The organism is Actinopolymorpha alba DSM 45243 (genome assembly GCF_000373925.1).
Lineage (GTDB): Bacteria > Actinomycetota > Actinomycetes > Propionibacteriales > Actinopolymorphaceae > Actinopolymorpha > Actinopolymorpha alba.
On the sequence record NZ_KB892746.1, the window covers coordinates 13,663 to 38,254 of the forward strand.

At 67.2% G+C, this 24,592-nt stretch carries 25 protein-coding genes; 10 read left to right on the forward strand and 15 right to left on the reverse strand.

Annotated features, from left to right (window positions below):
* Window positions 1-69: 69 nt before the first annotated feature.
* Entirely contained in the window at window positions 70-3,048 is a 2,979-nt protein-coding gene (locus B141_RS45505; RefSeq protein ID WP_020575309.1) for a DUF5722 domain-containing protein, read from the forward strand.
* Window positions 3,049-3,523: 475 nt separating this feature from the next.
* Here B141_RS45505 and B141_RS40135 read toward each other — a convergent pair whose 3' ends face one another.
* The 4 genes from B141_RS40135 to B141_RS47340 form a co-directional block, all read right to left on the reverse strand.
* Window positions 3,524-4,258, reverse strand: coding sequence for a maleylpyruvate isomerase family mycothiol-dependent enzyme (locus B141_RS40135; protein ID WP_020575310.1), 735 nt, complete (start codon window positions 4,256-4,258; stop codon window positions 3,524-3,526).
* A 249-nt stretch (window positions 4,259-4,507) separates the two neighbouring features.
* The gene (locus B141_RS40140; protein WP_084678262.1) at window positions 4,508-5,005 is read right to left on the reverse strand and encodes an HIT family protein; all 498 of its coding nucleotides are present in this window, start codon (window positions 5,003-5,005) and stop codon (window positions 4,508-4,510) included.
* 308 nt (window positions 5,006-5,313) lie between these two features.
* The gene (locus B141_RS45510) at window positions 5,314-5,823 is read right to left on the reverse strand and encodes a GNAT family N-acetyltransferase (protein ID WP_020575312.1); all 510 of its coding nucleotides are present in this window, start codon (window positions 5,821-5,823) and stop codon (window positions 5,314-5,316) included.
* Between the two features lie 268 nt (window positions 5,824-6,091).
* Entirely contained in the window at window positions 6,092-6,520 is a 429-nt protein-coding gene (locus B141_RS47340) for an HIT family protein (protein WP_202805740.1), read from the reverse strand.
* A gap of 684 nt (window positions 6,521-7,204) precedes the next feature.
* Here B141_RS47340 and B141_RS40150 point away from each other — a divergent pair.
* Window positions 7,205-8,113 carry an MBL fold metallo-hydrolase gene (locus B141_RS40150; RefSeq protein WP_020575314.1) on the forward strand — a complete coding sequence of 303 codons (909 nt, stop codon included), beginning with the start codon at window positions 7,205-7,207 and terminating at the stop codon, window positions 8,111-8,113.
* Window positions 8,114-8,288: 175 nt separating this feature from the next.
* Here the strand turns inward: B141_RS40150 and B141_RS0111525 are convergent, their stop codons facing one another.
* Both B141_RS0111525 and B141_RS0111530 read right to left on the reverse strand, forming a co-directional pair.
* Entirely contained in the window at window positions 8,289-8,768 is a 480-nt protein-coding gene (locus B141_RS0111525) for a hypothetical protein (RefSeq protein ID WP_020575315.1), read from the reverse strand.
* Window positions 8,769-8,836: 68 nt separating this feature from the next.
* Window positions 8,837-9,490 carry a M15 family metallopeptidase gene (locus tag B141_RS0111530; protein ID WP_169512924.1) on the reverse strand — a complete coding sequence of 218 codons (654 nt, stop codon included), beginning with the start codon at window positions 9,488-9,490 and terminating at the stop codon, window positions 8,837-8,839.
* An 87-nt stretch (window positions 9,491-9,577) separates the two neighbouring features.
* Between B141_RS0111530 and B141_RS0111535 the strand changes: the two genes are divergently transcribed.
* Complete coding sequence (locus B141_RS0111535; RefSeq protein ID WP_026257130.1) at window positions 9,578-10,273, forward strand: response regulator transcription factor; 696 nt, start codon at window positions 9,578-9,580, stop codon at window positions 10,271-10,273.
* Window positions 10,266-11,357, forward strand: coding sequence for a sensor histidine kinase (locus B141_RS0111540; RefSeq protein WP_020575318.1), 1,092 nt, complete (start codon window positions 10,266-10,268; stop codon window positions 11,355-11,357). The genes B141_RS0111535 and B141_RS0111540 overlap by 8 nt, the downstream gene beginning before the upstream one ends.
* A gap of 153 nt (window positions 11,358-11,510) precedes the next feature.
* Here the strand turns inward: B141_RS0111540 and B141_RS0111550 are convergent, their stop codons facing one another.
* From B141_RS0111550 to vanH, 4 genes are read right to left on the reverse strand one after another with little or no spacing between them, the layout of a single operon-like run.
* Complete coding sequence (locus B141_RS0111550; protein ID WP_020575320.1) at window positions 11,511-12,620, reverse strand: UDP-N-acetylglucosamine--N-acetylmuramyl-(pentapeptide) pyrophosphoryl-undecaprenol N-acetylglucosamine transferase; 1,110 nt, start codon at window positions 12,618-12,620, stop codon at window positions 11,511-11,513.
* Window positions 12,617-13,237 (reverse strand): D-Ala-D-Ala dipeptidase VanX, encoded by a 621-nt coding sequence (gene vanX / locus B141_RS0111555; RefSeq protein WP_020575321.1) that lies wholly within the window; start codon window positions 13,235-13,237, stop codon window positions 12,617-12,619. The genes B141_RS0111550 and vanX overlap by 4 nt, the downstream gene beginning before the upstream one ends.
* Window positions 13,234-14,274, reverse strand: coding sequence for a D-alanine--(R)-lactate ligase (vanA, locus tag B141_RS0111560; protein WP_026257131.1), 1,041 nt, complete (start codon window positions 14,272-14,274; stop codon window positions 13,234-13,236). Before vanA ends, vanX begins: the two co-directional genes overlap by 4 nt.
* Window positions 14,267-15,307 (reverse strand): D-lactate dehydrogenase VanH, encoded by a 1,041-nt coding sequence (vanH, locus tag B141_RS0111565; protein WP_084678240.1) that lies wholly within the window; start codon window positions 15,305-15,307, stop codon window positions 14,267-14,269. The genes vanA and vanH overlap by 8 nt, the downstream gene beginning before the upstream one ends.
* Window positions 15,308-15,507: 200 nt before the next feature.
* Between vanH and B141_RS0111575 the strand changes: the two genes are divergently transcribed.
* Window positions 15,508-16,851 (forward strand): UDP-N-acetylmuramoyl-tripeptide--D-alanyl-D-alanine ligase, encoded by a 1,344-nt coding sequence (locus B141_RS0111575; protein WP_020575325.1) that lies wholly within the window; start codon window positions 15,508-15,510, stop codon window positions 16,849-16,851.
* 96 nt (window positions 16,852-16,947) lie between these two features.
* On the opposite strand, the gene B141_RS0111580 is transcribed toward B141_RS0111575, so the two are convergent.
* Window positions 16,948-18,078: a lipid II:glycine glycyltransferase FemX gene (locus B141_RS0111580; RefSeq protein WP_020575326.1), complete on the reverse strand. Its 1,131-nt coding sequence runs from the start codon at window positions 18,076-18,078 to the stop codon at window positions 16,948-16,950.
* 364 nt (window positions 18,079-18,442) lie between these two features.
* Window positions 18,443-18,973: a hypothetical protein gene (locus B141_RS0111585; RefSeq protein ID WP_020575327.1), complete on the reverse strand. Its 531-nt coding sequence runs from the start codon at window positions 18,971-18,973 to the stop codon at window positions 18,443-18,445.
* A gap of 58 nt (window positions 18,974-19,031) precedes the next feature.
* Here B141_RS0111585 and B141_RS0111590 point away from each other — a divergent pair, with 58 nt between their 5' ends.
* Together B141_RS0111590 and B141_RS0111595 are read left to right on the forward strand one after the other, a co-directional pair.
* Entirely contained in the window at window positions 19,032-19,889 is an 858-nt protein-coding gene (locus B141_RS0111590; RefSeq protein WP_026257135.1) for a LysR family transcriptional regulator, read from the forward strand.
* The gene (locus tag B141_RS0111595) at window positions 19,886-20,461 is read left to right on the forward strand and encodes an RNA 2'-phosphotransferase (protein ID WP_020575329.1); all 576 of its coding nucleotides are present in this window, start codon (window positions 19,886-19,888) and stop codon (window positions 20,459-20,461) included. The genes B141_RS0111590 and B141_RS0111595 overlap by 4 nt, the downstream gene beginning before the upstream one ends.
* A 443-nt stretch (window positions 20,462-20,904) precedes the next feature.
* On the opposite strand, the gene B141_RS0111605 is transcribed toward B141_RS0111595, so the two are convergent.
* Complete coding sequence (locus tag B141_RS0111605; protein WP_020575331.1) at window positions 20,905-21,510, reverse strand: helix-turn-helix domain-containing protein; 606 nt, start codon at window positions 21,508-21,510, stop codon at window positions 20,905-20,907.
* An 87-nt stretch (window positions 21,511-21,597) separates the two neighbouring features.
* Between B141_RS0111605 and B141_RS0111610 the strand changes: the two genes are divergently transcribed.
* The 3 genes from B141_RS0111610 to B141_RS0111620 all read left to right on the forward strand — a co-directional run bounded on the left by B141_RS0111610 (window position 21,598) and on the right by B141_RS0111620 (window position 23,214).
* Window positions 21,598-22,224 carry a class I SAM-dependent methyltransferase gene (locus B141_RS0111610; protein ID WP_020575332.1) on the forward strand — a complete coding sequence of 209 codons (627 nt, stop codon included), beginning with the start codon at window positions 21,598-21,600 and terminating at the stop codon, window positions 22,222-22,224.
* 42 nt (window positions 22,225-22,266) lie between these two features.
* A complete protein-coding gene (locus B141_RS0111615) occupies window positions 22,267-22,767 on the forward strand; it encodes a DinB family protein (protein ID WP_020575333.1) in 501 nt (166 codons plus the stop codon).
* 75 nt (window positions 22,768-22,842) lie between these two features.
* Window positions 22,843-23,214: a VOC family protein gene (locus tag B141_RS0111620; RefSeq protein ID WP_020575334.1), complete on the forward strand. Its 372-nt coding sequence runs from the start codon at window positions 22,843-22,845 to the stop codon at window positions 23,212-23,214.
* A 105-nt stretch (window positions 23,215-23,319) separates the two neighbouring features.
* On the opposite strand, the gene B141_RS0111625 is transcribed toward B141_RS0111620, so the two are convergent.
* Window positions 23,320-23,922, reverse strand: a complete 603-nt coding sequence (locus B141_RS0111625) for a histidine phosphatase family protein (protein ID WP_020575335.1) — start codon at window positions 23,920-23,922, stop codon at window positions 23,320-23,322.
* Window positions 23,923-23,931: 9 nt separating this feature from the next.
* Complete coding sequence (locus B141_RS0111630) at window positions 23,932-24,576, reverse strand: transcriptional regulator (RefSeq protein WP_040421055.1); 645 nt, start codon at window positions 24,574-24,576, stop codon at window positions 23,932-23,934.
* Between the last annotated feature and the right edge of the window lie 16 nt (window positions 24,577-24,592).

The following is a 24,592-nucleotide window of genomic DNA, read 5'->3' on the forward strand; positions in this document are numbered from 1 at the left end:
GGACCGAGAGCTGGGCGAAGACCAAGTAGGGCATCGATCCGGTCACTCACGGGGTTCGAGGGAGTTGCGATGAACAGATCCATCGGGTCACTCAGGAGACTTCTGGCCGGAGCGGTCGTCACCGCGCTGGCGGCTGGGTGTCTCGTGACGTCGACCACCGCGGCGTCCGCCGCCACCCCGGACGGCATCACGTCCGTCCGTGCCACCGACCAGGCGATCGAGGTCCGGGGCGCTACCGGGCCGGGCGCCGACGTGTCCGTGTACGCCCTTGGCCCGGAGCAGGACGACTCGGCCTGGGCCGGAACCACCCCGGTCGCGACCACACGGTCCGACGCCGACGGAGCTTTTACCGCCACCATCTCGCGGGTGGGCGACACCGGGCGGCTCTACTACGGCAAGTACGTCGCGGTCGCCGGCGGGGCGGAGGTCGGGACCGATCGGCAGGTCGACGACCTGCAGACCACCTCAGCGAACGACTACCCGTACCCGACCAGCCCAACGAAGAAGGGTCTGCAGGTCCAGCTGACCGCCGACGCCGAGGACCTCGGGGTCGGTCATGCCGCGATCAACGTCCCGTTCAACTCCGTGATGCAGATGACGGACGCCGGCGCCGGGAAGTCGATCCCGTTCGTCTCGCAGGGCCGGACGTTCTACTTCGACGCCTCGGCGGTCGGCGGGCTCGACCGGCAGATCAAACCGCTGTCGGACAACCGGACGGTGGTCAACCTGATCCTGCTGCTCTACCGCGACGACCGTCCGAACTCGAGCTGGCAGGTGTTGAAGCACCCGGACGCCGACCTGCGCGGCGGGCCGGTGTTCGCCTTCAACACCAAGACCGCCGAGGGCATCGCGTACTACACCGCCGCGGTCGAGTTCCTCGCCCAGCGCTACACCCGCTCGGACCAACGGTTCGGCCGCGCGACCGGGTTCATCGTCGGCAACGAGATCGACGCGCCCTGGGACTGGCAGAACATGGGCGAGAAGCCGATCGACGAGTTCCTGCAGTACTACGAGCGGGCACTGCGGATCACCTTCCTCGCCACCCGGGCGGCGTACCGTGAGGCGCGGACCTACGTCTCGCTTACGCATGCGTGGACGAAGGCGCTGGTGCCGATTCCGGGGCGCTTCTACCCGGGCAAGGACGTCGTGGACCGGCTCAACGCGCTCACCAAGGCGCACGGTGACTACCCGTGGAACGTGGCCTACCACCCGTACCCGGACAACCTCGTCGATCCACGCTTCTGGCGGGACGGCAACACCACCAGCGACCCGGACACCACACCGAAGATCACCTTGCGCAACATCGAGGTGCTGCCGCAGTACCTGGCGCGCCCGGAGCTGACGTATGCCGGGCAGCAGCGGCGGATCATCCTGTCCGAGCAGGGCTGCAACACGCCGAACACGACGGCGGAGTCGGAACGCAACCAGGCCGCCTGCTACGCGCTCGGGTACTACAAGGTCGCCTTCCTGCCGGGGATCGACGCGTTCATCCTGCACCGGCACGTCGACCACCGGTACGAGGGTGGGCTGCGGCTCGGGCTGTGGTGGTGGGACGACACAGTCGACGCCCCGGCCGCGCCGAAGACGCCGAAGCTGGTCCACGACGTCTTCCGCGACATCGACACCAGCCGCTCGTTGCAGGCGACACAGTTCGCGCTAGGGGTGATCGGAATCCACGATTGGTCCGAGCTGGTGACCGGGTGGGACCCGGGCAAGGTCGCGGTACGGGCCAACCCGGAGACTGTCGGGGCGAGCCGGACCGCCATGCCGCGCCAGACCACCACGCTGATGGACTTCGCCGACGGCACCCAGGGTTGGCGGGTCTCCGACGCGGCGGAGCGGGTCACCGCGGCGGACGGCGTGCTGCGCACCGATTTCACCTGGGAGCCGGGCTACGCGGCACAGCTCGCCCAGCTGTGGCGTGGCACCGACGTCGTGCTGCCGACCCCGGTGGATGCCCGCGGGGCGAACGGCCTGAGCCTGCGGATCCGGATCCCGGCCGACCCGGCCGTCGGTACCCGGTTCGTGAAGATCAAGGTGTACGGCACCGACGGGACGGTCGTCCAGGGCGCGACGAGACTCGGCGACGGCGGGGACTGGCAGCAGGCCAGCATCGACCTGTCCGGCTGGAGCGGTCGGATCGGCCGGATCAAGGTCTGGGTCCGCGGCAGCACCCAGGCGGCCTGGAGCGGCCACTTCGACCTGGACGACGTCCAGCTGGCCGGTGTGCTGGCCGGAGCGGGCCGTACCGGCAACGTGTCGATCGCGGCGGAGGCGCCGCAGGGGATCGGCGTGGACAAGCCGGTGCACGTCACCGTCCGCAACGACGACCTCCGGCCGGTTAGTGAGTCGCTCGCTGTGCGGCCCTGCGATGGGGTGAACCTGGATCCCTCCGAGTTCGGCACCGCGGGCATCGCGCCGGGCGCCGGCAGGGACTTCGACGTGACTGTGGCGTCGTCGGCGCCGGCGGACCCGTACCACCCGAGCCTGTGCTTCCGGCTGGCCGGCTTCGACTACCGGGTCGCGGTGACCGTACCGCCGAAGCCGGTCCCGGTGGCCAAGCCGTTGTTCGACTTCGACGACGGCACGGTGCAGGGCTGGCAGGCCGGGCCCGGGATGGCGTCGGTGTCGGCGGCGTCGAGCACGGCGAACGGACCCGGTGTCCCGCAGGCGGGTCCGTACATGCTCGACGGCGCGTCCCCGGTGACGTCGTCCCTGGAGCCGAAGACGATGTACGTCGACCCGGCCACGCCACTCGACCTCTCCGCCGCGAAGCGGGTCGTCGTGTACGTGAACTCGTACGGTGGCGCGCCGAACTCCACCGGGTACGAGGTGACGTTCACGCTCCGGTCGGGCACGTCGGTGCAGACGATCACCCAGCCGTATAAGGCCGACCAGTGGAACCTCGTCAGCCTGGACGTCTCCGGCTGGGCGGGCCGGTCGAAGGTCGACCACATCGAGGTAACGATGCACGCCGTCGGCGGGGACTACCCGAACTGGGGTGCGCACTTCCAGATCGACTCGCTGGGCTGGTTCGACTCGGTTTGACGCAAGAGCGGCCGGTGTGACGACGGTGGCGACCTGGACCACGGTGTCCTGGTCGCCACTGCCGTTCGTCAGTCCGCTGTGGCGACGATGTGCTGCACCTTCATCGGGCGACAGTGTCGATGCTGTCAACTGTGGCGTACCGCGTTCCACTCGTGGACGTAGCTGCGCTGTCGAGCCGCCCAGTCGGCGGGTCGCTCACCGAGGTGCCTCCGTTGCCCGTGGGTCGAGGCCGCGCAGGCCGCTGTCACACCGACGGCGCAACAGTCGAAGCGGGTCGCACCGCCATCGACAGCGCGGCCTCATCGAGGGAACCGAACTCGGACCGTGGGGCAAGCCGTGGCCATGGGGTAGTGGCGGTGTGCCGGGGAGTCACACGACGCATGCCGGCGGATCTGGTCCTCGTCCGGCCGGCTACGACAGATGCAAGGCCCGCCAGCCTTCCAAGCTGGTCGCATTTGCGCCGGATGCTCTGGGCTCAGAGGTTGGGCATCTTCGGTATGGAGCACTTTGTCGGAGCAACCAGGTCGTCACCTGCTGAGCGTCCTAGCAGCCAGGCCAGCAACGCCGCTTGGGTCCCGTGAATTGGGATGCCGGCTTGGCCGTCGCCAATGGAGTATGAGGCTTGGGTGTCTTCCGCGTGCAGGCGGACCGCTGGCGCGTCTGCGCGGGTTGACATGTAGGCGGAGATGTCGGCGAGCGCCTGTGTGGTGAAGGCGTGAGGCCAGTCCGTAGGGCGGTAGCCGGCATCGAGGTCCACGTGGTGGATCAATACCTCGAACAGCCGACCTTCTGCCCCTTGGAGAGCTGGCCCAAGGTGGCCGCCGGTCCAGCGGACCGTCGACTGCCACGCCTGCGGAGACATCCTCGCGTACTCCTCGGCGAACTTGTCGGCGGAGTCACGCACATCTGCCACAAGCTCGGCCAAGGAACGGACTGCGCCTGCTTCGATCTCTGCCGCCCGTGCTTGCATGCTGGGGTACTCCGATGTCTCCACGCCGGTCCGTGCCCACACCAGCAGTCGTCGTCCGCCGTCAGCGTTGCGGGCCACATGGGTCAGCACGTGCGCCCGGGTCCAACCGGGTAGGAGCGACGGTGCCTGAACCTCTCTCTCGTTGAGAGACTCTGCTGTTTCCATCAGCTGGCTGGTTGCCGCCTGGATCGAGCAGGCAACTGACGCCGGGTGGAACGCCGCGCGAGGCTGCTGGGGCATCCGGTTCGTCCTATCGGTCGTAGCTCAGAAGGTCGCAGGGCGTGGGGAGAACGACGGGTCGATGATGTTCGTCATGACCCGCGCGCTCAGTACATGACTCCAGCGTGACCTCAGGGCCATCGCCGACGAGCGACGATCAGCACACCAGCCCGAGGACCTCCCGAGCGCGGACGAGCAGTTCATGGTCATGGTGCCCGCTTCTAACGAGTCGAAGGGGCGACAGGTTCCTGCCACCTGGTCGCCGTGCAGTCATCGGAAGTCGCTATCGGGCTCCCCGGCGCGGGAAGTGGCGTCGTTGAGGAGCGTTCGGAGCTCGGCCGCGCCTTCTCGCCATTGGTCCTCGGGTAGGAGGACGCTTTGGCCGGCCGGAAGTGGGTCGCCGGGAGCGGGGTCGTCGATGTAGCGGGCTGTCACGTGGGTGTGCAGGTGGGGGGTCCAGTTGCCCATGGTCATGTAGTTCATCTTCAGAGGACGAAAGTGCCGCTGGATGGCTTGCCCGACGCGCAGCACGTCCTGGCCATATCGAGCGGCCTCGCTGGGCGTCAGCTCAGTTGGCTCAACCACGTGTCGGCCGCGCCAGATGATGACCGCGTAACCGCGTACCAGTGCGCGGCGCATCAGGTAAGCGTCCGCGACCTCGCTGGACAAGATCCGCGTCCCGAGCTTCGTCTCTGTTGGTCGACCCTCGTCGCAAAGCTTGCATGAGGTCCCGGCAACTCGCTCGTCCCAGTCTTCGGCCCAGGGCATGCGGAGCATTCTCCCACCCGCCATCCAGACCCACGTGGCCATAGGGGCTGCAACACCGGCGAGGATGAGCACCAGGCGGACGAGGAGGGGCCGAGCAGGTCGCGATCACGGTGCCCGTTCCTGCGGGTAATTGGATCCGGCTCGGACGCAGAACCGCCTGCTGCTCGTGCAATCCACGTGCAAAAGCGGGCGGTCAAAGAGGGTGATCAACGGCCGCTGGCGGTCAGTCACGTTCCGCCATATGACCAAGGTCAGGGCGGTGGGCAGGGGCGAGGTCGAACCGCCGACCTTCCGCTTTTCAGGCACAGTCAAGCGTCGAATCGGCAGCCAGGGCTGGTGTGGTCGAGGATGAGGCCCATCTGAACTACATCCCACACTTCACCGTTCCGCCGTCTGTAGTGGCGAAGTCGACGGCCCTCCGTGACGAATCCCGCCCGTCTGTACAGCCTGATGGCCGGCTCGTTATGAGGCCATACATCGAGCCCAACCTTGTGGGCGCCTTGCGATCTCGCCCAGGCGATGGCTGCTGTGAGGAGGGCGGTCCCCTTTCCGAGGCCGCGAGATGCGGCGTCGACGAACATTCCGAGCGCCGCTATGCCGTCGACGAGATCAACCGCGGCGACACCATCAATGACTCCCTCAGACTCACTCACTAACACGCTGCAGCTCGGCCGCTGGATCCGGTCTACGTAGAGCCGCCGTCCAGCAGGGCGATCATCAGGTGTTGTCTCAGCGATCCACCTGTCCTCGGCGGCAACGCGCTCACGCAGGAGGAGAATGGCCTCAACGTCGCGTTCCTTGGCCTCACGTACGTCCATCGATACAGGGTGCCATGATCACCGCCGCACACCAGCCGCGCTGACCCGCGCTCTGAACAGGCCCGGATCGGACGATGCCCCGAGGTGCCTCGAACGACCGTCACCATTTAAGTGGCCGTGCCACTTGTGCGCCAGATGACGCGGCTGATCATGGTCCTTTACGGTCAACAGCGGTCACGACCGCGCGTTCCGCACGGCGAGCCGATCGACGCTCAGCTGAGCGTGGGACCCGAATATGCCTTTGCAAGGCAGGGGTCTTTCCGACCTGCTACACATCGTGACCTTGACGCTTGGCCACCGCTGTCTCGGGCGTCGACCAGGATGGCTGCTTGGCCGGCGGATGATGAGGTGGCCGATTAGATGGATCCTTGATCCAAGATCGAAGTCCTCGTCCGGCCAGCGGTTCATCGCGATAGCGCGGCACCAGATGGCAGTGCGCATGGGAGACAGACTGTCCGCCGACCGAGGCGACGTTCCATCCGACATTCCATCCGTCAGGAGCGTGGGCATTGACGATGAGTTCACGCATTTGATCGAGCAAGCGCCGCGTCGACGCCCACTCATGATCCGTCAAGTCAAACACCGTGACTCGGTGCGCTCGCGGAAGCACCATCGCAGAACCCTCGGGTGACTCCTCTGTCCACATCGAGAAGCAATGATCGTCGGAGAACACGATCCGACGCTCCACCTCGGGCATACAGAAGGGACAACCCGGCATCTCGGCATGCTGCCATGCATTGCGCTAGCTCACCAGACACGCCTGCGACAGCCAGGGCCATGCGCGGGGGGAGAAGTACGGACCAGTTACGGACCAACGCGACGCCCCGGCATGCGTCCCAAGCGCGGTCCTGCACGCAATGTTCGCTGCCGCGCGGCGTCCGACCTGGCGATTCGTCAGCCAGGGCAATCTGGGCGTCAAGTGGGTGTGAAGCTAACCGCATGGCATGAGTTCTGCAGCGATCAGCCCTCAAACGTGAAGTTGGCCAGGTCAAAGAGGTGCATGACTTCGAGCTTCGAGGCCAGGCGGCGAGACGGCTGATTGTCGTCGAGGTGGCTGTAGAAGGCCACTCGTCCCTCGCCTGTCACTTCCGATGCTCACGCTTTCGACACCTGCTGTCCATAGCCGCTGCGACGGGGGCTTTCATCGGTCCACACCCACAGTTCGGCCGCCTCAGAGTTGGAGCGTGAGGAGCTGGCCCATGAGACCTCGCGGGCGTCGACTGTGATCGCGAATGCGCTCGCCGAGGTACCACGGCTGCTGCCGACCACGGTTGCCGCAGGCGTTGGTTATCTCTCACATGTTCGGGTGTGGGAAGGGGAATGGTGGCTGTGTCAAGGTCGGCGTGTGATCCGACATCGGACCGCGGGGGGGAAGCGCCGAATGACGGAGTTCGCGCCTGTGCCCGAGTTCGCCACGGGGCCGGCGATCCCGGAGTCCGGTTATCGCGTCACCGAACTGGGCGAGGGTGCGTACGGCATCACCAGCGGAATGGTGAACACCATGTTCTTGGTGACCAGGAACGGCGTCGTCGTTGTGGACGCCCCGCCGGATCTGGGAGAGCGACTGCTGATGGGTATCGAGGAGGTCACCTCCAAGCCGATCACTCACCTGATCTACAGCCACGCGCACGCCGACCACATCGGCTCCGCGCACCTGCTGGCCCGCGACGGGCTGACGATCATCGCCCACGAGATCACCGCCCGGTTCATCGAAAAGGCGCACGACGCCAATCGGCCGCTGCCCAACGAAACCTTCGCCGGCCCCAGCAACGCGCTGACCATCGACGACGAGCGGTTCGTCTTCGACTACACCGGCGACTGGCATCAGGCCGGCAATCTGTTCATCCACCTCCCGGAGCGCAAGATCCTCACCGCGATCGACAGTTTCACGGTGAAGAACGCGCCGTTCTTCCGCTTGCTGTTTGCACCTCATGTGCCGGCGTACTTCGATGCCATGGACCAGATGCTGGAGTACGACTTCGACACCGTGGTGTCCGGCCACATGGCCATGTTCGGTACGCCCGAGGACGTGCAGACCAACCGCGAGTACCTGCGCGATCTGCGATCTTCCGCCACCGAGGCGCTGCGCACCGTGGACCTGCGGGAAGCGTCGGCGGCTGTCGGCGTGCCGGACAACAACCGGCAGGCGCAGCTCAAGGTCTGGATGGACGCGGTGGTCGCGCGGGCCGCGGAGCTCATGCCGGCATCCTGGAACACGCGCCTGGGTGGCACCGACATCTTCCTCGCCGACAACCTCAACGCCGTGGCCTGGAGCGTCTTCATGGACTGAGGCGGCGTCTGTCGCTCACGTAGCGGGTTGACCAATCGCATGCGGCAAGTCGCTCAGGACGAAAGGTGGAGCTGGCGGGTAGCGACGACCATGCGGACCGGCGATTTGTATCCAAAGCGTCCATTTGTGTCCAATGTGTCCACCCCAACAGTGCTTGCCGGGCTGGCGGCGGAGGTCACGTTCTCCGGACACGGGTACGCAGCCGCTCGCTGAGCACGACATCATGTGGGAGCGACCGCAGCACCTTCGCATCTGCGATCACGCCCTGCCCGCGAAGGAGGGCGGCCAGGTAAGCCCAATGCGTGGCTGCCGCCTCCTCATAGGTCTGGCCCTCGACCGGCTCGTCAGGCCCTACCACGGTCCGTGCCATGTCCTCGATCTCCTCGACCGTGGTCGCGTCCCAATGCTCGGTGGAACCCCAGCCCCGGTCGTCGAGCAGCGTGATCCGGCGACCATCGTCGAGAACGGCTGAGAGCGTCGCCGACACCGACACCTGGCGGGGGTCGCCTACCGGTCGAGGTCCTGGCCACAGTGCTGGCCGCGCTTGATCCGACGGTACCGGCTGGTCCTGTTGCCCGCCGCCGACGTCGTGGAAGGTGCCGGGCTCCTCCACATCGAGATCGGCAGCGGTCTCGAGCCGAACGACAGCGGTCATGCCCCCATTCTCTGTCAGCAGCTACGGGCTCGAACCGAGGTCGAGACAGGATCGGCCGAAAGCGCCGGTCACTGCTGCATCCTCGGATCGTGCGTGGGGTCGGCATACAGGGGAGGGCAACCACGATCGATCGCCTGGGGGCGCAGTTCGTAGTGCCAGGGCTCGTTGCGGTAGATCTGGCACAGCCCGTACTCGGCGCCGTGTCCGGACAGCCACGCCGTGGCGTCGGAGGGCCCGATGTCGACCGCGACTCCGGACACGTGAGGAGACGTGTCCGCTGTGGCGACCCATCGGGCAGCTTCCTCTTCCGAGCCGTACTTCGAGACCGCCTCACGAAGAAGCTGATTCTGGTACTCCGGGGAACGCCAGCCGCTGTTGACGTAGAACTTGACGTCGTCGTCCGCGGCACCCGTTGCGGCCTGGCGGAGGGCACCGAGGAGATCGGGATCCAGGTTGGCCACGGCCGGAATTTCGTCATCGAAGACCGTCACGCCGTCAGGGACGGCGCCATCTGCCTCGCCAAGTGCACCATGGTGGTCGCCGTGAGGAGTGTCGATGGGCGATGCGGTCGAGGGGGTCGAGGGGGACGAGGAGGACGAGGAGGCCAGCGACCGGCAAATGAGGAGGACACCGACAACCGCTGCGGTGACGAACATAACGGCAGCGAGGATGGTCGATCGGGTACGGCGGGCCGCTGCTCGTGCTGGTCGGCTGTCGGTCATGCCTGCAGTCAAGGCAGCGTGGCGTTGCCAGCCAGTATGTGGTTTTCGGTATGCCGACGATATGCTCCGGCTCGTAGCATCGAGGGCGTGCGTGTGTTGATCGTCGAGGACGAACCCTATCTGGCAGAAGCCATCCGCGATGGGCTGCGGCTGGAGGCGATCGCGGCCGACATCGCCGGTGACGGTGACACCGCGCTGGAAATGCTGAGCATCAACGCCTACGACATCGCCGTCCTCGACCGCGATATCCCCGGGCCCTCCGGCGACGAGATCGCCGAAAGCATCGTCGCTTCCGGTAGCGGCATGCCGATCCTCATGCTCACCGCTGCCGACCGGCTCGACGACAAGGCCTCCGGGTTCGGGCTCGGCGCCGACGACTACCTCACCAAGCCGTTCGAACTGCGAGAGCTCGTGCTCAGGCTCAGAGCACTCGACCGCAGGCGCGCCCACAACAGGCCACCTGTGCGGGAGATCGCAGGTCTGCGGCTGGATCCGTTCCGCCGAGAGGTCTACCGGGACGGCCGCTACGTCGCGCTCACCCGGAAACAGTTCGCGGTGCTTGAAGTCCTCGTCGCTGCCGAAGGCGGCGTCGTCAGCGCCGAAGAACTCCTAGAGCGAGCGTGGGACGAGAACGCCGACCCCTTCACCAACGCCGTGCGCATCACGGTGTCGGCGCTGCGCAAGCGGCTCGGCGAACCCTGGCTGATCGCCACGGCGCCCGGCGTCGGCTACCGCATCGACACAGCACCGGGCACCGGACCTGAGGAATCAGACCATGGATAGGCAGCCCGGCCTGAGCGTTCGCCTCAAACTCACCCTCAGCTATGCCGGGTTCATCATGCTTACGGGCGCCTTGCTGCTCGCGGTCGTCTGGGTGTTCCTGCTGCGTTACATACCCTGGAGGCTCGCCCCTGCGCCATGGTCCATACCCGACCGCATCGACCTGCTGGCTGCCTTCCTCCCGAAGGTAGCCATAGTGCTGGCGTTCCTGCTGGTGTTCGGTCTGGTGGGGGGATGGATTCTCGCCGGCAGCATGCTCGCGCCCTTGACTCGCATCACAAATGCCACCCGCCTGGCCGCGAACGGGTCGCTCTCCCACCGGATCCAGTTGGAAGGCCGCGAAGACGAGTTCCGCGAACTCGCCGACGCCTTCGACACCATGCTCGCACGTCTCGAAGCACAGGTCGCCGAACAGCAGAGGTTCGCGGCCAACGCCTCCCACGAACTGCGTACCCCACTGGCGATCACGCAGACCCTTCTCGACGTGGCCCGCAGCGATCCGCACCGCGACAACGGCGAACTTGTCGACCGCCTCCGCTTCGTCAACACCCGAGCGATCGACCTCACCGAAGCACTGCTCCTGCTCAGCCGCGCCGACCAACGGTCCTTCACCCGAGAACACGTCGACCTGTCACTCATAGCGGAAGAAGCCACTGAAACGCTGCTCCCGCTCGCCGAGAAACGCGGCCTCACCATCGAGACCTCCGGCGACATCACCCCGGCTTTCGGCTCCCACGCGCTCCTGCTGCAGCTGACTACGAATCTCGTGCACAACGCGATCGTCCACAACCTGCCTGAACAGGGCACCGTGTGGGTCACGACCAGCGTTCACCCCAAGACTGTGGTGCTCACTGTCGAGAACACCGGCGAGAAGCTCACCCCCCATTTGGTTTCCACGCTTGTCGAGCCGTTTCAGCGCGGCACCGGACGCATCCGCACCGACCACACAGGTGTCGGCCTCGGCCTGGCAATCGTCAAGAGCATCACCCAAGCCCACGACGGCACCCTCACCCTCACCGCTCGCCCCGCCGGCGGGCTCCGCGTCACAGTGCAACTACCCGCCGCGCCCCTGGACACTGGCAGATGACGACCAGGGGAATTGCCGCACGCGCCGAGAGGAATGTCATGCGGCGTGAGTGTCGCCGCTTGCTGGTTGGTCGGGTCGTTCGACGAGGCCTCCGTTGGCGAAGGACGGGTCCAGGCCGCACGCCTGCGGTCGCCGGCGTGGTCGGCGTTGGTCTCATGACGCGAACCTACGTCGCTCGGCGACCGCGGTGAGCACGTGCTGGGCCAGGACGACAGCCGCGTCAGGTGTGCCGGCCGCCGACGCGTGGGCCGACATCGTCGCGATCCGTTCGGGATCGGTGAGTATTGGGATCAGGGTGGTCTCGATCCAGGCCTGGTCGAGGTCGGCGTTGTCGACGAGCAGTGCTCCGCCGGCCGCGACGACCGGCTCGGCGTTGAGCCGCTGCTCACCGCCGCGCAGCGGCAGTGGGACGTACGCGGCGGGCAGGCCGACAGCGGCCAGTTCGGCGCACGTCATCGCCCCCGAGCGGCAGATCACGAAGTCGGCCGCGGCGTAGGCGTACTGCATGTCGTCGACGTAGGGGATGACGACGTAGGGCGGGTCGGCGGGGCCGCCGTCAGGCACCTCGACCACGTGCTGCGGCCCGGTGATGTGCAGCACCTGCACGCCGGTCGCCCGTAGTGCCGCGGCGGCGCCGGACACCGCGGCGTTGATCGCCCGGGCGCCTTGAGAACCGCCGGTGACCATGAGTACCGGCCCGTCGGGTCGCAGACCGAACCGCTGCCGGGCGGCGTCGCGCACCGCGGGTCGGTCGAGCCCGGTGATCGCCGGCCGCAGCGGGATGCCGATGGCGGTGGCGTGGGACAGTCGGACACTCGGCGCGGCGGTGAACACGTGGGTCGTCATCCGGGCCGCGAGCCGGTTGGCCACTCCGGGTCGGGCGTTCGCCTCGTGGACGACGATCGGCAGGCCCTGCCGGCGGGCGGCGAGGTAGGCCGGCGCGGCCACGTAGCCGCCGAAGCCCACCACGACCTCGGCCCGCACTCGGTCGAGTACCGCCCCGGCTGCCCGCACCGAGTCGCGCAGCCTGCCCGGCGTCCGCAGCAGGTCCCGGTTCAGTTTGCGCGGCAGTGGCACCGGCGGGATGAGTTCGAGCGGGTAGCCGCGGGCGGGGATGAGCGTGGTGTCCAGGCCGCGGACGGTGCCGAGGGCGGTGATCTCGGCCGTGGGCTCCAGCCGTCGCAGCGCGTCGGCGAAGTTCATCGTGGGCTCGATGTGTCCGGCCGAATGGCCGCCGGCGACAACGACGCGCGGCGCCGTCACGTCTGCCGACCAGCTGATGGAAAATCGAAATAGGTGTCTGGATAAGGCTCGTCTTTCAGTGTGTAATGCCACCACTCGCTATCGTAGGAGCTGAAACCACAGGCCTCCATGATGGAACGAAGGTATCGACGGTTTCTCGCTTCAGTTTGCGCGATTCCTTGTGCCCCATGGTGTGAGATCGAATCCATCAAGTCATGGTAGCCGCCCATGGGAGCGAGTTCACCGGTAGCCAGGTGATAGAGCGTCAGGTCAACGGTGCTGCCCCGACTGTGTCCCGACTTGGCGGCAACATATCCTCTTTCAAACATCTCGGCTCGGTCGATATTCGGATAGTGCCGTAGTTTCGTCCGGCCATCCTCCGGCTGCTTTGACCAGCGCAGAAAGCAATCCACGGCGCGTTGAGGGCGGTAACCATCCCAGAGGAGCAAGCCGAAGCCGAGGGATGCGGCCTCTGCTCGCGCTCTTTCCAGGGCTGCGCACAGAGCCCTTGTGCCGACGATTCGATTGGCCAGGTATCCGTCCACCGGTTTGCCGGTGAAGTTGTCCCAGGTGGCGTACTTGGCATCCCAGCGGATGCCGGATACGAACTCGTCGACGAAGAGAAAGTCGTCCTTCATCGCGCGGTTCCCGTCAAGGCCAACGCCACCATCCGGTCGATCACATCGGAAAGCGGCAACCCTGCGGCGGCCATCATCCTCGGATAACGACTGTAGGAGGTCATGCCCGGCAGCGTGTTGACCTCGTTGAGGACGACCTTTCCATCCTCCGTGAGGAACATGTCCACCCGCGCCAGTCCCCGGCAGCCCAGGGCGCGATAGATGGCCTTGGCCGTCTCCCGAACGAGCGCGCGCAACTCGGCCGGAATGTCCGCGGGAACGATGAAGGTCGCGTTCTCGGATCCGCTTTCGGGATCATCCTCCTGATGGATCTTGAAGAAGCCGTGAGACAGTGAGATTCGGTCCACCTCGCCTGTTGTCAGATCCGAATCGTTCCCCAGGACGGCACATCCGACCTCGCTGCCGAGGACCGCCTCCTCGATCAACACCTTCGAGTCAAATTGTCGTGCGGTTTCCAGCGCACTCGGCAGTTCTTCTTTCCCGGAGACCTTGCTGACTCCGAAGGACGATCCCGAACGGGCCGGCTTCACGAAGACGGGATAGCTGAACCGGTCGGCATCGAGGTCTTCGCTCGCCGTGACGGTCCAGAAATTCGGCGTGGCGATTCCCGCGTTGCCGGCGACGATGTAGGCGAGGGACTTGTCCATGCACACGGCGGAGCTCTGGACATCGCAGCCCACGTAGGGGATGCCGGAGAGCTCCAGCAAGCCTTGGATCGCACCATCTTCGCCGAGCTTGCCGTGCAGGACGGGCAACGCGACGTCCAGGCTGATCGTTGCGTACTGCCCTTGCTCCAGCACGAGCAATCCGGGGACGCTTCGGTCCGGTGACAGCACAACCGAATGGCAACGGCCGTCCTCCCAGCCGACGTCGGGGCCGTCGCAGAGCTTCCAGGCACCGCTCTTCGTGATCCCGATGTAGAACGGTTCATACTTTTCGAGATCGAGGTTCTTGGCGACTTCTTGCGCAGACTTGACGGAGACGGGATGCTCCTCGAAACCGCCCCCGAAGATGATTCCGACCTTCAACCTATCCACGCTGATCCCTGCTTTCGAATGTGAGGCAGTTGACAATAGAGTTTTCAACGGTGTCGCTCAGGGCGTGGTCCGTGTAATAGGCGGTGTGCGGACTGATAAGCACATTCGGCAGCTCTTGCAGTCGGAGCAGCATTCCGCTTTTGACGGGCTTGTTTCTGCAGTCGGCGTAGAATATTCCTTCCTCTCCTTCGAGGACGTCCAACGCCGCACCGCCCAATCTGCCGCATGTCAGCGCTGGAATGAGGGCCTCGGTGTCAAGAAGCGCACCGCGTCCGGTATTGATGACGAACGCGCCGTGCTTCATCTGCTCGATACGTCGACGATCCAGAAGGTGGCGCGTTTCCGAAGTGAGCGGCGTATGGAGCGTTACGAGGTCGCTCAGCCGCAGCAATTCATCGAGAGGAACGTAATCGGCAGCAGTCTTGGGGTGGATGTCGTACGCGAGTAATCGGCAACCGAAACCCCGCAGCCTGTCCATGACCGCCGTGCCGATTCGTCCTGTTCCAATGACCCCGATGGTCAGATCGCGGAGCTCTCTCCCGCGTACATCGTTCAGTCTGTAGTCATGAGCATCCGCGCGGCGGACCATGGACTTGGCATGCCGCACCGCCATCAGCATCAGCATCAGCGTGTAGTCAGCCACACTGTCGGGCGAATAGGTGACGTTTTCGACGGCGATGCCGACGCTCTCCGCGTATTCCACATCGATGTGATTGAATCCAATGCTCCTTGTGGAGATGTACGTTACGCCAGCTTGACTGAGCGCGAGAAGAGTGGAGTTCGTGACCTGAGTCTTGTGACCCACACTGATGCATCGATTTCCGGACGCCAGTTCGATATTGGCTTCGGATACCGCTGCCTCGGTGATCGTTGGCAGGACGCCGAAGCGGGGCGCCAGCTCTCCGAACATCACGGCCTCGTCCTGCCCGCATCCATAAATGGTGATCCCCACTTTCGGGGCGGCTGAGGAGGACGCGGACGCCAGCGATCGAGTGCGGCGGGCCGCTGTTCGTACTGGTTCGCTGTAGGTCATGCCAGCCAGTTAAGGCAGCGCGGTGTTGCCAGCACGTATGCGGTTTTCGATATGCCGACGATATGCCCCGCTGCCTTGACTGGAGGCATGACCTCCAGGGAACCAGCCTCCGTCACCCGCTACCTTTTCAGCCTGCTCCCGATCGGCGTGATCTCGATCGGCCGGCTGTCGCTGCGCATCGCCGGCCCCGGCGCCCGGGCATGATCCCGCTCAGTCTCGGTGAGATCGCCGCGGTCGTCGGCGGGACGGTCGAGGGCGACGGCGCCGTGACGGTGACCGCGCCGGCCGTGCTCGACGGCCGACAGGCCGAGCCGGGCGGCCTCTTCGTCGCCTTCGCAGGCGAGCACGTCGACGGCCACGACTACGCCGGCCAGGCCGGCCGGGCCGGCGCGGTGGCCGTGCTCGGCTCCCGGCCCACGCCGCTGCCCACCGTCGTCGTCGAGGACGCCCAGGCCGCGCTGCAGGCCCTCGCGGCCCGCGTCGTGGCCCGGCTCCGCGACGGGCTGACCGTCGTCGGGCTGACCGGTTCGCAGGGCAAGACCAGCACCAAGGACCTGCTGGCTGCCGTGCTGTCCAGCGGCGCGCCGACGGTCGCCACGATCGGCTCGCTCAACAACGAGCTCGGCGTGCCGCTCACCATGCTGCGCACCGACGCGGCCACCCGGTTCCTCGTCCTTGAGATGGGAGCCCGCCGCATCGGCGACATCGCCGAGCTCACCGGCCTGGTCGCGCCCGACATCGCCGTCGTCCTCAACGTCGGCCAGGCCCACCTCGGCGAGTTCGGGTCCCGCGGGGCCATCGCCAAGGCCAAGGGCGAGCTGGTGCTGGGGCAGGCGCCCGGTGGGACCGCCGTCCTCAACGCCGACGATCCCCGGGTCGTCGCGATGCGCGCGCTCACCGACGGCCCGGTGCTGACCTTCGGCCGGGCCGAGCACGCCGACGTGCGGGTCCTCGACCTGGCGCTGGACCGGCTCGGCCGGCCGACCTTCACGCTCCGCACCGCCGACGGCTCGGCGCCCGTCGCGCTGCCGCTCGTGGGCGCCCACCAGGCGCTCAACGCCTCGGCTGCCGCGGCGGCGGGGCTGGCGGCCGGCGTACCCCTCGACGTGACCGCGGCGGCGCTGGCCACCACCGCGCTGTCCAAGTGGCGCTTGGAGCTGCGCGGCCTCGCCGGCGGCGCGACGCTGCTCAACGACTCCTTCAACGCCAACCCCGACTCGACCCGCGCCGCCCTCGACGCGCTGGCGGCGATCGAGGCCGGGCGTCGCATCGCCGTCCTCGGCGAGATGCTCGAGCTCGGCGACGACAGCGAGGCCGAGCACCGCGCCATCGGGGTGTACGCCGCGCGCACCGCCGACCTCATCGTCGCGGTCGGCAAGGCCGCGGCACCGATCGCCGAGAGCGCGGGCGAGCGGGCGGTGGCGCTGGCCGACAACGACGCGGCCGTCGACTTGCTGCGCCGCACCCTTGCAGCCGGCGATGTCGTGCTCGTCAAGGCCTCCCGCGAGGCGCGCCTCGACGAGGTCGCGGCCGCGCTCGCGTAGTTCGGCGGGGGCGGGTCATGAGTCAACGTTCTGGAAGGAGTTGATCTTGGTGGTCGTCGGCCGCGCTGGATGGATCCTCGGCCCAGTGGTCCAGGTTCATCGCCGGAGCCGCCTCATGTACTCGCGCCGCCTCAGGTAGAGGCCGAAGGCCCGGTAGACCATCGGCCGCAGCGGCAGGTCCCACTCGCCGACGTACCGCACCGCCTGGCCGCCGGTGCCGACCTTGAACTGGATCAGCCCGACGTGCGGGTCGTCCGCGTCGAGGGTGGGGGTGATGCCGCGCAGGTCATAGACATCGCAGCCGGCCGCCAGCGAGTCGCGGATCATCGCCCACTGGCAGGCGTTCGAGCCGCGGACCTCGCGCTTCGCGGTGGAGGAGGCGCCGTAGGAATACCACGCGTGGGCGCCGACGCGGACCAGGATGGTGGCGGCGACCAGGTCGCCCTGGTGGCGGGCCAGGTAGAGCCTGATCCGCTCGGGGTCCTCGGCGCTCATCCCCGCGAGCATGGTCTCGAAGTAGCGCAGCGGCCGCGGCGTGAAGTGGTCGCGCTCGGCGGTGTGGACGTAGAGGTCGTGGAACGCCTTCAGGTCCGCACCGACCGTGACCTCGACGCCCTCCTTGGCCGCCTTCTTGATGTTGCGGCGCCAGAGCTGGTTCATGCCCCTGAGCAGGTCGTCCTCGGTCCTGCCGGCCAGCGGAACCTCATAGGTGAACTGCGGCTGCCCCGCGCCGAAGCCGTCCTCCGGGTTCTGCGGCAGCCAGCCGGCGTCCCTGAGCTGGCTGGTCACGCGGGCGCCGATCGGGTCGGCCTGCTGGCTGGGCAGCTCGGTGAGCCGCTTGATGCCCAGGTCGGCGATGCCCTCCTTGACCTGGGCGGCGCTCCAGGTGTTCGTGCGCACCGGCGGGCCGAGCCGGATCGCGAACGCGCCGTGTGCCTTGAGATAGGCCGCCAGCGGGTCGAGCCACGCGTCGATCTCGCCGGTCCAGTCGATGGCCGGGCCCTGGGGCAGGTAGGCCAGCGTGAAGCGCTCAAGCCGCGGCACTGGGCGGTGCAGGACGAGCCCGGCGCCGACCAGCTGCCGGCCGTCGTACCAGCCGAGGGACTCGCTGCGCCACTCGGTCTTGACGCGGCCCCATTCCGGGGTCTGCAGGAAGCTGACCGACCGCTGTGTCTGCACGAACGCCAGGTGCTCGGCGGTGCTGATCGGCCCGACGGTAAGACTCACGCCCGCCAGTCAAGGCAGTGTGGTGTTGCCAGCACGTATCTGGTTTTCGATATGCCGACGATATGCGTGGTGGATCAGGCTGACTGCATTCGTGATCATCCCGCGGTTCCAGTCCCTCGACCTGACCGGCCCGTACGAGGTGTTCCAGGCGTCCGGCGGCTATCGATGTCATGTCCTGGCCCGCAAAGCCGAGCCGGTGACGTCGAGCATTGTGGTGTCGCCGGCGGCGTCGGTGTCGACCGGGCATTCAAGCCGTATCACGACGGCCCGAGGAGCTTGTTTGGCTGGTGGATCCCCCTCGTGCGACATCAGAACCGGCTCTGGAACGGCTACCGCTGGCACCGCTCGCAGTGCCTCCGGTCAGTCACACGCACCGCGAGGCGATCGAGTCGGCAATGAGTTGTTCCACGTCTGCCCAGGCGGGCGTGTGGTGACCGTAGCCGGGCACAGGTTGTCGCTGGACCCCGTAGAAATAGTGGTGGTCCACGGTGCCGCGGATCGCCGCGTGCACGTCGGGATGATCATCGATGAAGTGGGTCAAGCCCAGTTCAGTGCAGTGCATTCGCTTGTCCGCTCTCGCCCTGCAGAACCGCACATGATCGCGTTGCAGCCCTGTGCGGGTGTAGAAGTCGTGTGCCTCCAGCCAGCGCTCGGTGCGGGCCTGGACTCGCGTGCCGCATTTCGAGATCAGCCAGACCTGCCCGCCGAATTGTTCGACGAGCCGGGCAATCGCGGCCACTGCGCCCGCCATCTCAGGCGTCGCCAGCATGGTCGCCTCGTCGCCGGTGAAGAACGCCGTGTCCCCACCTTCCGGATGCGCGGATCCGTCGATGATCACTCGTCCGATGTCGATACCCAAGCGTGGTTCGCGGCGCTGTTCCATGCTCGACAGCATCCACCAGCCGCTCCCTGACCTGAACTATCTTCCTGCGGACTAGCTATAGTTCGTTCCTATGACTGAGCGGGACATGCTGGAAGCCGACGCTCTTCGCTCGTTTGCGGTTTTCGCCGAACACCGCAACTTCACTGCCGCGGCCACAGCTCTCCACATCAGCCAGCCCTCTTTGCATGTGAAGATCAAGAAGCTGGCCACCGCGCTAGGTGTCGACCTGTACGAACGCACCGGCCGGGCATTGACGCTCACCGCCGCCGGCGAACGGCTGGCAGCATTTGCACTGGACTCGCATCGACGGCTGGACGACTTCCTCGGCGAGCTGCACGGCACGAGCCGACCACTCGGCATCGCCGCGGGAGGTGGCGCGCTGCGCTGGGTGATCGCCGAAGCCATTCGCCGCATCAGTGCAACCGGCCGCAGCATCAGCGTCCTCACCACCGACCGAGAGTCGGCGATCTCGGCACTGTCAGCGGGTCGCGTCGACCTCGCGGTGATCGCCCACGACCCCCCACCTCCACAGTTCGACTCACGCCAGATCGCCAGCTACCCGCAGCTGCTGGTCATCGACGTCGACCACCCGTTGTCCAACCGAGACGACGTCAGCCTGCTCGATCTCGACGGTCTCGAGCTGGTTCTGCCTGCCAGTGGGCGACCCCACCGCCGAGCGCTCGAGCGGGCGCTTGCGGACGTAGGAGCGTCCTGGCGTGTCACCGCCGAAGTCGACGGTTGGGACCTGCTCGTCCACTGCGCAGCCCTCGGCATCGGCGCCACGATTGTCAACGGATGCGTGGCCGTGCCAGACGGTCTAGCCGCCATACCGGTGACAGACCTCCCGAAGATCCGGTATTGGGCCACGTGGCGCAGCCAACGACGAACCCAGGTCAACGACCTCCTCACCCACCTGGCAACACCATGACCGAGGATCGCGTCGCGGCGAGCAAGTTCCTCGCCTACGTACTGCGACACAACCCCGCCGCCATCGGCATCAGCCTCGACCCATCCGGCTGGATCTCCATCGACACCCTGCTCGCCGCCCTCGCTCGCCACGGCCACCCCATCGACCGCAAGCTCTTCGACCAGTTGGTGGCTGGCACCGACAAGAAGCGGTTCGAGGTCCGCGGCACACAGGTCCGCGCCGCACAAGGCCATTCCATCAACGTCGATCTCCAACTCGACGCCACCGAACCACCAGCTGTGCTCTACCACGGCACTGTCGACCGCTTCCTCCCAAGCATCCTCGCGAACGGCCTCCGACCCCAACAGCGAACTCACGTCCACCTTTCCTCCGACCTTGCTACCGCCCACACCGTTGGAGCCCGCCGCGGCAAACCCGTCATCCTCACCATCGACGCTGCGGGCATGCACCACGACGGCATCCCCTTCTACCAAGCCGCCAACGGCACCTGGCTCACCAAGCACGTCCCACCCAATCGGGTCCATCTCCACAAACCGACAGCTGATGAGGAGGCACGTCGCCGTATCGGCTGACCGCGATCCCGGGCTTGAGCGGTGGATGCGCTGGCCACCCACCTGCTCCGCCAGGTGGGCAATCTGCGGGCTCGTTCGGAGCCGGGGCCAGTCAGCCCGCGCCGTCACAAGCCGTCTGGGGGCTCGCCCCGAGACATGCAATAGGTCATGCCGAACCGGCGACGTTGCTCGAGTTGTCGACAGATTCAGACGTAGACGCGGAGGAGAACGGCCCCGCTGTGACCGGCCCACTCCGCGACCTGGGCTGGGTCGACGCCGGCGTTCAGCCAGGTGGTCACGCAGGCATGCCGGAGGTCGTAGGGTCGCCGCCCGAGCGGCGAGTCGATCTCTGGCGCTGTGAGCGCTATCTCACGTGCGCGTTGCCAGAACTGACCGTAGACACTCGGGGAGCGCGACCGCTCATTAAGCATTTTCAGGTCGACGTGGCTAATCAATCGCTGAGTTCACCGCTGGGTCCCGCCGTGAGACGGTCGATGTGGGTCGGCGTGTACGTGCGTACGCATCCCTTGCGGGTCGAACAGGATGAGAAGCTCGACAACGCCGCCGTCGGCGCTGCTCAGCCAGTGCGGCAAGGACGTGTCGAACTCGGCTGCCTCACCGGGCGGCAATGTCAGGTCGCGCTCGCCGAGGACGAGTCGCAGGTGTCCGTTGAGCACGTACAGCCATTCGAAACCGTCGTGTGTCTGCGGGGTCGGTTCGAGCGGTTCTTGCTGGGTGGGGATGATCATTTTGAACGCCTGTACCCCGCCCGGCCGCCGGGACAGGGGTATGAAGGTCATCCCGAACCGATGGATCGGCTTGAGGTGGATCCGGGGGTCGCCGGTGCGCGGGGCGCCGACGAGGTCGTCCAGCGGAACGTTGTAGGTGCGGGCCAGCGGTAGCAGCAGCTCCAGGGTTGCCCGGCGCTGACCGCTCTCCAGTCGGGACAGGGTGCTCTCCGACACGCCGGTTGTCGCCGCGAGGTCGGCGAGGGTGATGCCGCGGTGACGACGCAGCGCACGAAGGCGCGGCCCCACCGCGTCGAGCACGTCGTCTGTTTCGCGGTCCACGAGGCCACCTTGCCAGAACCGCAAGATTTCGTGCCAGGTCGGCCTGTGCCTGGTGAGACTGAGCGCGCACCGACGGAAGGAGCACTGATGAACGCCACCGATGCGGTCAGGTTCTGGGACGAAATGCACGCGGCGCGAACGGCGGCCACCGACCCGCAGCCGAATGCTCGGCTCACCGAGACCGTCACGGGCCTGTCGCCTGGCGACGCGTTGGACCTCGGATGCGGCGACGGCGGCGACGCGCTGTGGCTCGCCGGCCAGGGATGGCACGTTACCGCAGCCGACATCTCGGCCGTGGCGGTCGAGCGGCTCGCCGCGCTCGCCCGCTCACACGGCCTCGGCGACCGCGTCACCGCCGGGCGGCACGACCTGCGCACGTCGTTCCCGCACGGCGAGTTCGACCTGATCTGCGCCCACTACCTGCACACCCCCTTCAACCTGGACAGAGCAGCCGTCCTGCGCTCGGCCGCGCACGCGTTGCGCCCGGGCGGGCGGCTGCTGGTCGTCGACCACGGCTCGGCCGCACCGTGGTCGTGGAACCAGGATCCCGACGTCCGGTACCCGAGCCCGAGGGAGGTCGCGGCGGATATCGACCTGGACGCGGCGACATGGACGGTCGAACGGGCCGACGCACCCCGCCGGATCGCGACCGGACCGGACGGGCGCACCGCCGAGGTCACCGACCACGTCCTGCTCATCCGCCGCACCGCATGACCCGGCGGTCAGCGCCGCCCCCAACGAAGGCAGGAGACCACCGTGCCCGCCACCACGCGCCGCAACCGCCGCCGCGACACCCCTCCGCCCCGGACCGGAAGCAGCGAGACCGAGGTCCTGCGCGGATTCCTCGACTACCTCCGCGCCTCGATCGCCGCGAAGGTCGACGGTGCACCCGAACCGCAGGTCCGGACAGCCACGGTGCCATCAGGCACGAACCTGCTCGGCCTGCTCAACCACCTGACCTTCGTCGAACGTTCGATGTTCCTCGGGGACAACGTCACCGACTGGCCGGCGACGTTCCAGGCCGCACCAGCGGACAGCGTGGCCGAGGTCGTCGCCCGCTACCGGGAGACGGTCGAACGCGCGAACGACGTGCTCGACGGCTGCACCGATCTCGGCGCATCGGTTCCTCGACCCCGGCCGGGACGTCCCGCTCCCAGCATCCGCTGGGCACTCACCCACATGATCGAGGAGACCGGCCGCCACGCGGGCCACGCGGACATCCTCCGCGAACTGATCGACGGCGCGACCGGACGCTGACTCCACCACCCCGCACGGACAGGAACACATGATCAGGTCTCCGACGGGACGCCACCGCGGGGCTAGGCTCGCACGGTGCTGACCTCACCGATCCGCCGCCACGTCGGCCAGGTCTTCGTCCCCGTCCGCGACATGGAGCGCTCCGCCCGCTGGTACGGCGCGCTCCTCGGGTTCGAGCCGGACACCGCGTCGCACGGCGGCACGGTCCTCGACATCCCGGTCGAGGAGGGCCCGCGCATCGCCCTCGACGCCAACCGCACCGACTTCACGGCCGACGGCCCGCCGCGGTTCTTCTTCTGGACCGACGACATGGCCGCCACCGTCGAGCACCTGCAGCGGCTCGGTGTGCACATCACCTCCGACGTCGAGGACATCGGCAGCGTGCTCGTCGTCCATCTCGAGGACCCCGACGGCAACCCGCTCATGGTCTGCCAGCGCACGCCGTGATCCGCGGCGCCGTCAGGCGGTGGCCATCGCGGATTCTCGAGAGCTATGCGGACTGGAATTCCGTTCTGCTCGTTGATCCGGCGGGGCACCTGTGATACCTCGGCCTCAGGGCCGCGCGTCCGCCCGGACTCCCGTCCAGCGCAGGTCGTGCGGCAGGTGGCTCATGTCGTTGAACATCACCAGGGTGGGCGCCAGGCCGGTGCGGTACTCGATCACCGTGAGCCCCGTGTTGGCGCTGTCCAGACTGAGCCATCGGACCGGCGGTGCTTCCAGCGCCTCGCGCACCAGCCACGCGATCGGGTACGCGTGCGTGATCAGAACCTCGTACGAGTCGGGCTGTCCCGCCTCGGGCACCTTTGCGAACCGCGCCACCAGAGCGTCGGCGAGCCGTTTGCCCGACGCCGCCTCGGCCTCGTCGTAGCCGTCGAAGAAGCCGACCCAGGACCTGGGCATCTCTGTCGTGCCGGGCACATAGGGCACGTGGTCGATGAGTTCGGCGGCCTCGGCGACGAGCACGTTGGGCAGATGCCGGGCCAGTTCGCGCGCACTCGCCGTGGCGCGCGGCAGCGGCGAGTGCCAGATGTTGTCGATCGGCAGGCCTGCGAGTCGTTCGCCCAGCAGGCTCGCCTGCCGGCGCCCGGTGTCCTTGATCTCGCCGAACGCGTCCGCCGCGCCGTGCCGTGCCACATAGAGATGTCGGGTTGCCACGCGGCGAACCTACCCGCGTCCCTGTTCCACGCCACGCGGGATGCCCAGCGTCGAGAGCAGATCCTCGTGGAGTTCCATCCAGACGGCGTGGCACGAGGCGACACCGACGCCGGTCACCCACTGCTTTTCCCCCGTACGAGCGCGGGCCAGGGCCGCGGAGAACCGCCCGTCGTAGCCGCCGAACCGCGCCAGTGCTCCGGAGAGGTCGCTGACGAGCTGCGTCAGTTCCCGGGCGAGCGTGGAGAGCTCGTCCAGCACGCGGGCGTCCCACTCCGGATCACTGTGGTCGTTGGCTGCCAGCCGATCGTCCTGTTTGGGCCGCAGCTGCCAGTCGGTGCACGCCTTCACCACGCGCCCGTTGAGTGACTCGAACACCCGGTGCACCCGCTCGACGGTGGTCCGGGCGCCGGCCTGGTCCAGCTCCTTCGTGAGTCTCGTGGAGTCCTCCTCGCGACCCCGTTCGGTGAGCGTCCATCCGCTGGTGCCCGCGAACTCGACGTGGGTCGCCCAGCCGTAGGCCTCGTAGTCCTTTAGCAGCTCGGAAACCACATCCTGGTCGATGCCGGTGCGCCGGGAGACGGCCGCGTCGTCGGCCACCCCGGTCACCCGGACGGCGTGTAGGACAAGCAGATCCGGCGTTGAGGCGTACGTCATGGGAGTGAGCATTCAG